The organism is Wandonia haliotis (assembly GCF_039523435.1).
Classification (GTDB): Bacteria; Bacteroidota; Bacteroidia; order Flavobacteriales_D; family Crocinitomicaceae; genus Wandonia; species Wandonia haliotis.
Genome location: NZ_BAAAFH010000011.1, coordinates 284,965 through 297,710, shown reverse-complemented (window position 1 = coordinate 297,710; position 12,746 = coordinate 284,965). Strand labels below are relative to the sequence as shown.

Sequence of the window (12,746 nt, the reverse complement as noted above, 5' to 3'; positions counted from 1 at the left end):
CATGAAAGAACAACAAGAAAAATATGATTTGCCAAATGGTTGGAAACTAGTTCGACTGGATGACGTTGCTATTATAGTAACAGGTAACACGCCACCAACTAATAATAAAGCATATTTTAATGGAGATGTGCCTTTTTATAAACCATCTGATTTAAATGAAGACTATGTCAAAGACTCTAAAGATAGATTGTCTGAGCTAGGTAAAGAGTATTCAAGGATACTTCCGAAGAATAGTATTCTTATTACGTGCATTGGATCTTTAGGAAAATCGGGTATTATTTCAAAAGAAGGAGCATTTAATCAACAAATTAATGGTGTTCTTCCTATTTTAAGCAATACTCTCTTTTTTTATTATCAAATAATCAGTCAACAATTTCAAAATTCGATTAGGTCTAACGCTTCTGCAACAACTGTAGCTATTTTGAATAAAAGTAAATTCGGTAATCTTCCATTCTTAATAGCACCATTAGATGAACAAAATCTGATCGCTACTCAAATAGAATCACTATTTAGTAAACTTGATGAAGCAGAAAAAGTATTAGAAAAAGCTAATAAAGGTTTGAGAATTTATAGACAAGTACTATTAAACCAAGCATTTTCCGGTAAATTAACTGAAAAATGGCGTAGAGAAAATAGTATTAAACTTTCAGCGAAACAGCTGATTCATAACATAGAAAAAGAACGTCAAACTAAATATGATTTAGAGTTATTAGAGTGGCAAAATTCTCTAAAAAAATGGAAAGAGACAAAAGAAGGTCAAAGACCTTCAAGACCGAGTAAGCCCATTGTTCCAGATAAACCAACGGATGAGCAGATACATAGAAAATGGCAATTACCAAAAGAATGGCAATGGACACAACTTGGATTAATATCATTTGTAACAAAACTTGCTGGATTTGAGTATACAGAATATGTTAAGTACACGGAAAAAGGAGATTTACCTGTCATCAAAGCGGAAAACGTAGGACAAGGTGGATTTAAAAAAACAATATATTCCAAAGTAGTAGCTGAGTCAGTAGAACATTTAAAAAGATCCAAACTTAATGGTGATGAATTAATAATTGTATTCGTTGGAGCAGGAGTCGGAAATGTAGCTACAACTCCACAAGGACACAAATTCTTTCTCGGGCCAAACATAGCAATAGCTAGACCGTATAAGGAAATAAATACTAAGTTTCTGGAGTATTTTTATCAATCCCATAGAGGTAAAAAACTATTGCTGGCAACGGCAAAAGCTGTTGCCCAACCATCTTTATCTATGGGTAATATTCGTCAGACTCCTGTAGCAATCCCATCTAAAGAAGAACAATTTCAAATAATTCAAATAATTGAAAATCAATTCACACTAACAAATAATTTAGAAAAAACGGTTGATAATGTTTTAAATGAAATTATTGCTCTAAAACATTCTATATTAAAAAAGGCATTTGAGGGCAGGTTAGTTACCTATACTTCAAATGAATCTATAGAAAAACTGTTAGACGACATACAAGAGGAAAAAAGATTATATCTTGAAAATCAAAAAGAATTGAACCGTAGTAAACCCAAACAAAAGAAAGAAATGGAAGAAAAGAAAACTATCCTTGAAATTTTGAAGGAATCTAATTCACCAATATCAGCTCAAGAACTTTGGGAAAAATCTACGAGTGATGGCGATATTGAACGATTTTACAGTGAAATAAAAGAAATCTACCATCAAATTGATGAGTTGAAAACTAAGACAGAATCACTTTTAACTTTAAAAGATGAAAATAAATAACGTACATATAAAAAGTAGGTTCAAGAATCTGGAAGATTTTCATTTTGATTTCGGTAAAAGCTCTATGGAGACAGTATTGCTTGGATTGAATGCTACTGGTAAATCTAACTTTATGGAAGCGTTAGTTATAATCTTTAGGGACTTAGACTTAGAAAGAGCTCCAATATTGCATAAGCAAAGTCAATCTTTTGAATATACTATTAATTATACGTGTCGGGATAAGAGTATAGAGGTTGATTATTCTGTAGAAAAAGGATATGCTTTTTCTATTGATGGCGAAAAGTTGAAATCAAAAGCACAGTTTTTCAAAAATAAAAATGAGTATTTGCCTAGCCATGTTTTTGTCTATTATTCGGGATTGAGCGAACGCTTAAGATCTTTGTACGCAGATCACAAACTTCAGCAATTTAAAAAAATGATGGATCCAACATCCAAATATGAGGATTTTAAAGAAATGCCTCGTATTTTCTTAGTGGAGCCAATCCATGCAAGTTTTGCTTTAATTGCTTTTTATTTATTTGATGAAAGAGAGAAAGAAACTATAGATTTCTTAAAAAAAGAACTCAACATAGTAGATTTTGGCTCAGCCCTTTTCATGTTGAAACAACCCAATTGGTCTAAATCTCGGAAAGACGCGGATCATTTTTGGAATACAGCAGGCTTGGTACGCCGATTCATTGAAGATTTATGGAATTTTTCTATTGTACCAATGTTTTACAAAGAAACTGTAAGAGGAGCATTAAACAAAAGAGAAACGCTAAACAGGCTTTTTCTATTTCTTAAAGACAAAGAAGCTATCAGGGCATTTGTCGAAATGAAATATGACAACAAAATTACTTTGTTTAATGCTTTATGTAGCCTTCATTATTCCGAATTGGTAGAAGATCAGGATGTGAGGATAAAAGTTCTAAAAGAACATGTAGAAGGTGAATTAGCTATGGGTGAGCTTAGTGAGGGTGAAAAGCAATTGATCACAGTTCTTGGTTTGCTTAAATTTACAAAAGATGATGAAGCACTTATTCTACTCGATGAACCTGATACACATTTGAATCCATTATGGAAATGGAAATACCTTGAATTTTTGGAAAATGTAGTGAGTAAATCTGCTAAAACTCAAATTGTTTTTTGTACGCATGACCCATTAGTTATAGGTGGTATGGAGAAAGAACAAGTGAGAGTGTTTAAAAGAGATGCTGATTATAATACTGAAGTAACAGAACCAGATGTAAGCCCCAAAGGTCTTGGTGTGGCAGGGATATTAACTAGCCCTTTGTTTGGCCTTCCTACAATATTGGATAAAAAAACTCAGGAAAAATTAAATCGTAAAAGATACTTACAAGGTCGTTTAATGAGAGAGAAATTAGATGAGGTTGAATATGATGAGTATCAGAAATTAAAAGCAGACTTAGAAGATTATGGTTTCTATGAAGAGGTCGAAGACAAGTGGTTTAAAGCATACTTAGCCGAGATGTCAAAATTGGAAGCTTTTGGTAAGACTGAATTAACCGAATCAGAAAAACAGTTATTAGCCGAAGAAAGTACTAAAGCAGCAGAACGTGTTCTAAAATTAATTCAAAAAGATGGACTGTCATGAGAGTAATAAATTTATCTGATTTAAGAGCGAAGTTCGACACTCTTGAAGGAAACCATGTTGGTAGCTTTGATGAATGGGTTCAGCGAGCAGAGCAATGTTTAAATGATATTCGTCCAATGACCAAAAAGCAAAGAAGTGAGTATTGGTCTAGAAATAATATTTGGAGAGAATTATATCCGGCATTATCCGAATTATCCGGCCATAAATGTTGGTATTCTGAAGCCCCAGAGAATTCTAGTGAATGGGAAATAGAACACTTTCGACCTAAGGCTGAATCCAAGTCCGAAGAAGGAGCAGTAATTCTTGAAGATGGTTATTGGTGGCTTTCATATAGTTGGAATAACTTTCGTTTAGCGGGTTCATTGGTGAATAAACTGAGAAAGGATAGGTTTGATACAGGAAATGAGGTTTACGGTAAAGGAAATTTCTTTCCATTGGATGGTGATGGCTTGGCTCAAACAGGAGATGAGGAATGTGATTGCGAAAGACCACTTCTTATTGATCCTCTAAAGCCAAGAGATGTAACATTAATATCCTTTGATCAAAATGGAGATCCTTACCCCACTTATAATGAAGAAGACAATCCCTTGTATAATAAAAAAGCTACACTTTCTATAAAATTTTACGGTTTGGATCATACTCCGCTGCGTAGAGGCAGAAGTAAGATTTGGTCAAATTGTGAAATGGCAGTGAAAAAAGCACATAATTATATAAAAAACAATATCAATGATCCTGTAAGAAGAGATGAGAAAATAGATGAATGTTTTCTACTTCTACATAACTACTCGAAATACACTGAGCCTTATTCAATGATCGTAAGAAATTTTGTGAAAGAAAAAATTAAAGACGATGAATATAGCTGGCTTAAAGATGTAGAACGAGTATTAATATAATAAATTGAGAAATAATGGCATCAACAAACATATTAGTAGCAAAAATTTGGTCATTTTGTGATACCCTTCGTGATGACGGATTGGGATATGGAGATTATTTGGAACAGCTTACTTACTTGCTGTTTCTTAAAATGGCGGATGAAAATAAAAACCAATATCAAATTCCTGATGGTTGTGACTGGCAGGAATTAAAATCATCTGGTCAAATAATTGAAACATACGAATCAATATTAAAAAAGCTTTCTAATTCAGGTGGTATGCTAAGCAAAATATTTGCCGGGGCATTAAACAAAATACACGACTCAGTTAAGCTTAAGAGGTTAATCAATCTAATTGATGAAGAAGACTGGACCTCACAGGAAATAGATGTAAAAGGGGAAATTTATGAATCCCTATTACAAAAGAATGCTGAAAACAGTGGAGCCGGTCAATATTTTACACCAAGATCGGTAATTAATGCAATGGTTGAATGTATCCAGCCTAAACCTAAAGAAACGGTTGCAGATCCTTCATGTGGCACAGGTGGTTTCTTCTTAGGAGTTCTGAATCATTTAGGAAAAACTAAACTAACCAAACCTCAGCAGGAATTTTTGAAGTTTCATACATTTAAAGGTTGGGAAATCGAGAAAGCTACTGCTCGTCTTTGTTTGATGAACCTCTTTTTGCATGGCGTCGGTGATTTAAAAGAAACTCCTGAAATAGAAGTTACGGATAGTTTAAAGAGAATAGACGGAGAAGTTTTAGAATCGGAAAAAGTTGACATAGTACTCGCTAACCCTCCATTTGGGATCAGCAGTAGCGATATACCAACTACAGATAAAAAGCAAGCTGAAAAGGATGGTTACTTCTTAAGAAAAGATTTTTGGGTAACTACAAGCAATAAACAGCTTTCTTTCTTGCAGCACATTGTGACAATGTTGAAAAAGCTTGGAAGAGCCGCAGTAGTATTACCTGATAATGTATTGTTTGAAGGCGGTGCTGGTGAGACAATCCGGAAAAAACTTCTTGAAAACACTAATTTGCATACAATTCTTAGACTTCCTACTGGAATTTTTTATGCCCAGGGTGTGAAATCAAATGTATTATTTTTCCAAAAAGAATCTGAATCAAATACTCCCGCAACGAAAGAAGTTTGGATTTACGATTACCGAACAAATATTAGGCACACTCCTAAAAAGAATCCATTAAAATTTGAGCATCTAGAGGATTTTATACAATGCTATAAAGCTGATAATATTTCGGAAAGAATAGAAACCTGGGATGAAGAAAATGAAACCGGTCGCTGGCGTAAATATATTTATGAAGAGATTATCGAAAGGGACAAAACTAACCTGGATATATTCTGGCTTAAAGATGATAATCTAATTGATTTGGACAATCTGCCTGATCCGGAAGTGCTGATTGACGATATCATTGAGAACATCGAAAGTGCTTTAGCCAATTTTAGAACGATTAAGGATTCGTTGAATTAGAACTACAAAACGTTTTGCATGAATGATTTTTTAAACGAGAATATTTTTGATGTCGATTGTGATTTATTATTAATCCCGATTTCTACAGCTGGTACCATATCTAATTCTTTTAGAAGTGGTTTAGAGGAATTAGATATTGCAACAGATCTTTGGGAAGATAAAGATTATCAACTCGGTGATATTAAAATATTACCAAAAAAATCAAAGAATAAATTCATAGCTTTTGTTTGTACGGTAGACGGATATGATGGAGCTTATTATGCGATCAGATTAATAGGGAAACGGCTTGCAGAAAAGGTATCGGAATTAAAAAATATTAGGGAAATAGCTACTCCAATATTAGGTACGGGAGCAGGTAAACTCCAACCGCATCTAAGTCTAAATATTATGCGTTCTGCATTTTATGAAAATAAAAATGTTGAAGGTATTCGGTTAACTTTTTGTAGTATGGATAAGCAAGTATATTCTTCACTAAAGAGTCATTTTTTTGATATTGATACACCAAGTTCCCAGATGGTAATCGAAGCTGAACTTTCAGCGATTGTTGAAAATGAAATTGTTCAAAATATACAATACGAAAAGAACTTTTATTTTGATTTGGCTGTAAAAAAGTTTCACGAGTTCATTAATTTTGATTCCGAATCGAGAAATTTTTATGAAGATTTATTCGATAAATTTAAGTTTTCGAAACAGACTTTCCAAGAATTTTTTAAGTCTGAGTTATCAGAAAAGCAACTTGAATTCACAACGCTTTGTGGAGAATTGATTGCTTATATTGACTACCGTGCTTATCATAAAAACATCTGGAACAAGTATAGGGATAAACGTGTATTAGCACAGTCAGCCGTGCGGCAAACAGATTGGTTCTTAAACCTAATCAAATTTAAAATTACTGGAGATCTTAATGCTCTGAGTCATAGTATCAGAGCGGCACTGCTGTATTTAGAATCCCCAAAAGATCACCTTACGATGCTTTCTGAAAATCACAGGAAGAAAGTACGAGAAAACCTTTTTCCATATGATAATGAATATGGAGAAAGATTTGAAGATATAGTACTGCACTTTTTTAGGAAGTTAGGTGTAAAGTCAGAGAATCCCGATAATTTCAGTGCACTTTGTAGTCGCATTCTGTATTTACCGTTTATAAAACCTGTCTGGAATGAAACTCGTCGGAAGACCATAAGATTTAGTGGACAGGTCGAACGAGCGGATCTATCAAGAATTGGCTTGTTAATCGAAGAGTGTTTAAAAACAAGATCGAAAAAACTTGATCTAGGAAATTGCGGATTGAGTGATTTGACCATTATTCCGGAATTGTTTGAGTGCACACATCTTGAGGAATTGATACTAAGCAATGAATGGGCAATTTATGAGGATGGAACTTGGCAACGTGAAACAAGCAGTAACAAGGGAAAACCCAATAATATTAGTGTCATTCCCGAATCTATCAGTCAGTTGTCGGAATTAAGGACTTTGATTTGTGGTGGGGATTGGAATGTGTTTAAAGATAAAAAATGGAATAGATGGGGCATTTCAACCCTGTCTCCAATTACGAAATTAAAAAAACTGGAACATCTAAACATCAGCAACAACCGATTAACGAGTTTGATAGGACTTAATAAGTTGACCTCTTTACGATTTGCTCATTTAAACAACAATGAGATTTCGAGAGTTGAGTTCCTAACCGATCTGTTGAATTTGAAAGAGCTGAATCTTAGTAATAATAGAATAGACAAAGTTGAGTTCTTGAGTGCCCTTCACAGTATTCAAACCCTGGATTTACATCATAATTCTATCAAGGACCTTAGACCTATAAGGAATATTATAGAGAGAATTGGAATAAGCAATGATAAGTGGGAAATCAATACGTTAAACATTGCTAATAATCCTTTGGAATACCCCTCAATGAATTTTGTTGATATCGGGACAGAAGCGGTCATTGGATCATTTGAGGATATCGAAAAAAGAGGTCAATACAAAAATAAAGATATCAAGGTTATTCTTGTCGGTAATAGCGAGGTTGGAAAATCTACACTATTAAAATATCTGAATCAGGAAATTGGACTTGATGAGGAGCACCTACCTACGCTATGGATGGATGAGAGGACAATTAAAAGTAAACATACGATCCAGGGCATAGATGAAAAATGTGTACTCCGTGTTTTTGACTTTGGAGGTCATGACTATTATCATGATACACATCAATTGTTTTATGATAACAATACACTTTATCTTCTATTATGGGATACGAAAACCAATAAATTAGATTCGAGAACGACACACCAGAGGACAAAAGATGGTAGCGAGGTGGAAATTGAAACGCAAGATTATCCATTGAGATACTGGTTGGATTCTATAAAATTTCATACGAAGGGAATTAAAGCCGATAATTTTGCTTTTGATGTTGAAATCAAAGAAGATGAAGACGATAACGTCCAACTACTGGTGATTCAAAATAAAGTAGCGGATTCTTCAGATATCGAATTCTTAGAAAATGCTAAAATCAAAGAACAATATCCATTCATATTTGATATAATAAACGTGTCGATTAAACCAAAAAGAAATTTAGATCATTTCGATAATCTGTTCGGGGAAATGCTTGATAAGATGAAGATCATTGGTACAAGACTACCCAAAACTTATGAGCCAATAAAAGAAAAAATTTCAGCATACGATGGAAAACCGATCTTATCCTTGCAGGAATTTCTTATTTATTGCAATGATATTCTCAATGATGAGGATAACCCCTTTGACGAAGCTGAATGTAGACGGTTGGTGGGCTATCTGAAAAGGGTGGGTATGCTATTGTACACTGACGAACTGAAGAATGAAAAAATATACATTGATAAAAGCTGGGTAACAGGAAATATATACAAGGTGTTGGAAAATCTCGTCGAAAAAAAAGGAGAATTTGACCGAGATTACGTTGTAACGGTTCTAGGTAAAGATAATAGCAGTGTGGATGATCTATTAGCGATGATGCAGGAATTTAAAATGATCTTCAAGCATCCAGGGTCTGATAAGTTCATAGCTCCTCTTTATCTTCCTAAAAGTCCCGATGATAAAGTAAATTTATTCCTGAACAACAAACAAACCCCTTATCGAAGGTTTGAGTACGAGGGATTTATCCACAAAAACGTTATCCTCGATATTTTCCAGCACTTCGGCACACTTTTTCCGTTAAATACAAACCATGATCTTTTCTATTATTGGAAAGACGCTCTTGTGATTAAAAACCCAAACACAGATGAGATAGCTATGATAAAATTCAGGCTTGGTAATAAAGAAGGGAATGCTTGTATCGATATCTACGATTTAACAAAAACTACTAAGAATAAACCCTTATTTATAAATCAGGTACGTCAGTATATTTTAGAAGTCAATAAAGGATTTGAGTTGGAGGAAATGGTAACTTTAAATGGTGAAGATTTTATTTCTACTCGGGTACTTAAAGAAAATGCAACTGTAGGTAAACATATCTTTTCAGAGAAGAAATTCAAAGATTTTAAAAACCCTAATAAAAAAGAGAAGAAATATTTTAATTTAAAGGAGTATATGGAATTTATTGACAATCCAATCAAGAAAAAGAGTGTAGTCATCTCATATTCAAAATATGACTTAGCTCAAGTACATATTTTTGAACGGTATTTGCGACCATTAGTAGATTGGGGACTAATCGAAGAACCTTGGTGCTGTGAAAATCTAATTACAGGTGATCTATGGGATGAACGTATTCGAGAACGATTCAATCAGGCAGATATTGTCTTTTTTATGGTAAGTCCTAATCTCTTCAGTACACAATATGTCATTGAAAACGAAATTAAAGATGCCATCGAAAGATACGACAGTGATAATTCTTCTGTAAAAATCGTTCCAATCATTTTAGAATATTATGAATGGGGAAGAAAGGGTAAGATAAACCTACAGCGATTCTCCGCTATGCCTTTCAAAGGGAAACCTATTAGTGGCTTTAAAAATCAAAACCTTGCATGGCATACAATAACCCAAGCCATAAAGATTATGATTGAACACGATATTTCTCCAGAAAAAAGCGGTGCTCCTAATAGAGAGATACAAGAAATATATGAAAGACAGATCGCTGGTAAATTGGATGACAATTCTATCTAAACTTATTACTTTACGTTTCTAGAAGAATCACCCCCCAACCAACTTCTCCAACCGCGCCATCATTTCATCTTTCTCCTTCAGCATCCGTTCGTATAACGCAATTTTCTCTTCGTGCAGTTTTAAAATTTGATCTACAGGATTAAAAATGGGATTTTCATTCTTCTGGTATCCTATACTATTATCGCCAAAAGTATTCGCAATCACATTCACCGCCTGTTCCTCATCAAAATTCTGTATGGCTTCGACGGGGATTTTCAGAGCTTCGGAAATCTGTGAGAGTAGGGGAGTATCGATGGTTTCTTTTTGCTCCAAAAGGGAGATCTTTTGCTGGTTCCAGTCTTCACCCAGTTCGAAGGCCAAAGCATCCTGTTTGATGCCGAGCATTTCACGAAAACGCTTCACGTTGCGGCCCTGGTGTATTCTGGGATTTTTAGTGGCATGTGTCATAGCTCAAAATAGTATTTTTAGTTCATTCTCTGTCTGGTTTTTACTTCCAAACCCCTTAAAACAAAAGAATTACATACGTTTAAAGGATGTTGCAGGTAAAGGTAATTATTCCGTAAAACAATCGCCCATCTAAAGATATGTAAAAAACATAAAATTCATCGGTTCACGGCTGTAAAATACAAATTTGTTGTGTAGGATACCTCTGCAAAGCTGACCAACTTTAGGGAAACAAAAATACAGGAGCATGAAAAATTCTGCAAAAACACGGCGCATGAAGGTGTACAGCAAAATATTGAAACGAAGAGAAAAACTAGCGTGGAATTACATGGTAACATTCCCCGAAATACGGTTGATGGGGAAGTGGTTGCAGGAGTGTGGATTTGAACCCGGGCAGGAGATCAATATCGCTACGGCAAGCCGTAAACTGGTCATTACCATTGAACCGCAACAGAAAGAAAACGAAGTAACCATCCCGGAAAAAGCCTCTAAAAAGAGAAAGAAACCGGTCGTTAAATAAATGTGGATTAACCGGATATTATGTAAAATAGAAAAGCGCGTTGGCCTGACAAAAATGCGGGCCGGCGTTGGGGGGAAACCCGGAGGGTTCATGAACTCCTTTGAAAATCAATACTAAATCCTGTGAGTAATGGCCAAATGCGTAGAAATTCGCCAAAGGCGCTTGTCGTTTCCCGATGATAATCGGGGTTCGTTTGGCAGAATTTCAAGCATTTGGACAGGGCGCGCTGAAGCTTATTGCATATTCCGCTTAAAACGGACACCCGTTCCGTTTCAAAACGGACAATGATTCCGTTTTAAAGCGGACAGCCATTCCGGAGTAAAACGGACACTTTTCTCATCTTGGAGCCATTAACTTATAAAACGAAGGATAATGGCCAACATTCCGATAGGTATGAGAGAAGTACGCGAACTATTACGTTTATATTTTGAGCAAGGGCTTAGTGGCCGAAAGGCGGCTAAAATTGTAGGCATCGGTAAAACCGCAGCCAGCCAGTATATTGCGGGTTTTAAAAGCAGTGGTCTTCCCATTAGGGGAATCTCCGGGATGAGTGACAGTGAGCTAATCCACTTACTCAATATCAGGAAGCAAACCCAAAACCCCCGATACATTGCTTTAGAAAAGCTTTTCCCCTATTTTGAAAAGGAGCTTAAAAAGGTAGGGGTCACCCTGCAACTGCTTTGGGAAGAATACCGACAGGGCCATAAAGAAGGCTATGAATACAGCCAATTTTGCCATCATTATTATCATTGGCGTAAAGAGAGCAAAGTCAGTATGCATATGGAACATAAGGCTGGCGATAAGCTCTTTGTGGATTTTGCAGGACAGAAACTTTATATCACGGATCGGACCACTGGTAAACGAAAAGCTTGTGAAATTTTTGTCAGTGTTCTTGGCTGTAGCCAGCTGTGTTATATTGAAGCAGTCCCTTCGCAAAAGAAAGCGGATTGGGTGGCCGTAAATCAAAATGCCCTTCGTTTTTATAAAGGTGCTCCGGCAGCCATTGTCCCGGATTGTTTACGTGCTGCGGTGCGTAAATCCCATAAATACGAACCTGAAATCAATCAGACCTATCAGGATTTTGCCGCGCATTACGGAACCGTTATTTTACCGGCCAGAGCTTTACACCCAAAAGACAAGGCCTTAGCGGAGAACTTTGTGCGCATTGCCTATCAGCGTATCTATGCCCCTTTGCGCCATCGGGTCTTTTATTCTATAGAAGAACTCAATGAAGCCCTTTGGGATCAGTTGGATAAACACAATCAAAAGTCTTTTCAAAACAAACCCTTTAGCCGGCAAATGCTCTTTGACCAGGTGGAGAAAAAAGAGTTAAAGCCGCTGCCCACTACATGGTATGAATTAAAACACTTTTGCAAACTCAAGGTGCAATACAATCATCATATTTATTTAAAAGAAGACAAACATTATTATAGTGTCCCTTTTCAGTATACGGGAAAACAGCTCAGGGTCATCTATACCGACCGTTACCTGGAGGCTTATTTTGATCACCAAAGGGTTGCGCTGCACCGGCGCGACCACACCCCCTATAAATATACCACAAAGAGTGAACATCGCCCGGCCCATCATCACTTCCAGGCTGCATGGACCCCGGATCGTTTTATCCGCTGGGGCCGATCCATAGGCCCTGAAGTAGAACAGCTCATCACTAAGGTCCTGGACAGTCGCGATCATCCCGAACAGGCTTACCGAAGTTGTATGGGACTGTTGAATCTGGCCAAAAAACACCCCAAGTCCGACTATATAAAAACCTGCAAAAAGGCACTTGAACTGAACTGCTTGCAGTATAAGTTTATCAAAAACACCCTGAACAACAAGACCTTTGATCTGGAAGAAGAACCTTTAGACTTATTCCAGTTACAAGTACACACCAACATCAGAGGAAAAGAACATTTTAATTAAAACCAATAGATATGAA

8 protein-coding genes are annotated in these 12,746 nt (G+C 35.9%); 7 read left to right on the top strand and 1 reads right to left on the bottom strand.

Annotated elements, in window-relative coordinates; translation table 11 throughout:
- Position 1 precedes the first annotated feature (1 nt).
- The 5 genes from ABDZ97_RS09470 to ABDZ97_RS09450 are packed head-to-tail and all read left to right on the top strand — an operon-like array spanning position 2 to position 9,846.
- Positions 2 to 1,759: a restriction endonuclease subunit S gene (locus ABDZ97_RS09470; RefSeq protein WP_343786929.1), complete on the top strand. Its 1,758-nt coding sequence runs from the start codon at positions 2 to 4 to the stop codon at positions 1,757 to 1,759.
- Positions 1,746 to 3,353, top strand: coding sequence for an AAA family ATPase (locus tag ABDZ97_RS09465; protein WP_343786927.1), 1,608 nt, complete (start codon positions 1,746 to 1,748; stop codon positions 3,351 to 3,353). The genes ABDZ97_RS09470 and ABDZ97_RS09465 overlap by 14 nt, the downstream gene beginning before the upstream one ends.
- Positions 3,350 to 4,246: a hypothetical protein gene (locus ABDZ97_RS09460; RefSeq protein ID WP_343786925.1), complete on the top strand. Its 897-nt coding sequence runs from the start codon at positions 3,350 to 3,352 to the stop codon at positions 4,244 to 4,246. Before ABDZ97_RS09465 ends, ABDZ97_RS09460 begins: the two co-directional genes overlap by 4 nt.
- Positions 4,247 to 4,260: 14 nt before the next feature.
- Positions 4,261 to 5,718 carry a type I restriction-modification system subunit M gene (locus ABDZ97_RS09455; protein ID WP_343786923.1) on the top strand — a complete coding sequence of 486 codons (1,458 nt, stop codon included), beginning with the start codon at positions 4,261 to 4,263 and terminating at the stop codon, positions 5,716 to 5,718.
- A gap of 18 nt (positions 5,719 to 5,736) precedes the next feature.
- Positions 5,737 to 9,846, top strand: coding sequence for a leucine-rich repeat domain-containing protein (locus ABDZ97_RS09450; protein WP_343786921.1), 4,110 nt, complete (start codon positions 5,737 to 5,739; stop codon positions 9,844 to 9,846).
- Between the two features lie 27 nt (positions 9,847 to 9,873).
- On the opposite strand, the gene ABDZ97_RS09445 is transcribed toward ABDZ97_RS09450, so the two are convergent.
- Positions 9,874 to 10,293: a helix-turn-helix domain-containing protein gene (locus tag ABDZ97_RS09445; RefSeq protein ID WP_343786919.1), complete on the bottom strand. Its 420-nt coding sequence runs from the start codon at positions 10,291 to 10,293 to the stop codon at positions 9,874 to 9,876.
- Between the two features lie 244 nt (positions 10,294 to 10,537).
- On the opposite strand from ABDZ97_RS09445, the gene ABDZ97_RS09440 reads away from it, so the two are divergent.
- Entirely contained in the window at positions 10,538 to 10,810 is a 273-nt protein-coding gene (locus tag ABDZ97_RS09440) for a SymE family type I addiction module toxin (RefSeq protein ID WP_343786916.1), read from the top strand.
- Positions 10,811 to 11,203: 393 nt separating this feature from the next.
- The gene (gene istA, locus ABDZ97_RS09435; RefSeq protein ID WP_343786914.1) at positions 11,204 to 12,730 is read left to right on the top strand and encodes an IS21 family transposase; all 1,527 of its coding nucleotides are present in this window, start codon (positions 11,204 to 11,206) and stop codon (positions 12,728 to 12,730) included.
- Positions 12,731 to 12,746 lie beyond the last annotated feature (16 nt).

Bases quoted from the DNA above. Each gene is read 5' to 3' on its own strand.
- ABDZ97_RS09470 (WP_343786929.1), top strand. From the start codon at position 2: ATGAAAGAACAACAAGAAAAATATGATTTGCCAAATGGTTGGAAACTA.
- ABDZ97_RS09465 (WP_343786927.1), top strand. From the start codon at position 1,746: ATGAAAATAAATAACGTACATATAAAAAGTAGGTTCAAGAATCTGGAA.
- ABDZ97_RS09460 (WP_343786925.1), top strand. From the start codon at position 3,350: ATGAGAGTAATAAATTTATCTGATTTAAGAGCGAAGTTCGACACTCTT.
- ABDZ97_RS09455 (WP_343786923.1), top strand. From the start codon at position 4,261: ATGGCATCAACAAACATATTAGTAGCAAAAATTTGGTCATTTTGTGAT.
- ABDZ97_RS09450 (WP_343786921.1), top strand. From the start codon at position 5,737: ATGAATGATTTTTTAAACGAGAATATTTTTGATGTCGATTGTGATTTA.
- ABDZ97_RS09445 (WP_343786919.1), bottom strand. From the start codon at position 10,293: ATGACACATGCCACTAAAAATCCCAGAATACACCAGGGCCGCAACGTG.
- ABDZ97_RS09440 (WP_343786916.1), top strand. From the start codon at position 10,538: ATGAAAAATTCTGCAAAAACACGGCGCATGAAGGTGTACAGCAAAATA.
- istA (WP_343786914.1), top strand. From the start codon at position 11,204: ATGAGAGAAGTACGCGAACTATTACGTTTATATTTTGAGCAAGGGCTT.